The organism is Priestia sp. SIMBA_032, from assembly GCF_046535215.1.
Lineage (GTDB): Bacteria > Bacillota > Bacilli > Bacillales > Bacillaceae_H > Priestia > Priestia aryabhattai.
In genome coordinates this window covers 1-260 of sequence record NZ_JAWRXD010000984.1, presented here as the reverse complement: position 1 = coordinate 260, position 260 = coordinate 1, and the positions used below count along the sequence as shown (strand labels likewise).

Sequence of the window (260 nt, the reverse complement as noted above, 5' to 3'; positions counted from 1 at the left end):
TATAAGAAAGGCAATCGTTTGCAATACAGGCTTTATTATTACACTTAAGGGAATACTATGTATAGAGATATTGAAGGGGGATTTTCTATATGTTTAAAGAAGCCATTTATCATAGGCCGAAAGATAATTATGCATACGCTTACGATGAACAAACAATTCACATCCGAATACGTACTAAGAGAGATGATGTTCAAAGCGCCGATCTTATTTACGTTGATCCTTACGAATGGAAAGACGGGAAATGGATATCAGCAAGTACA

At 35.4% G+C, this 260-nt stretch carries 1 protein-coding gene; it reads left to right on the top strand.

Annotation, left to right across the window (positions count from 1 at the left end):
* Positions 1–89 precede the first annotated feature (89 nt).
* The coding region (locus SB717_RS37285; protein ID WP_410908148.1) for an alpha amylase N-terminal ig-like domain-containing protein at positions 90–260 on the top strand (171 nt) is incomplete at its 3' end.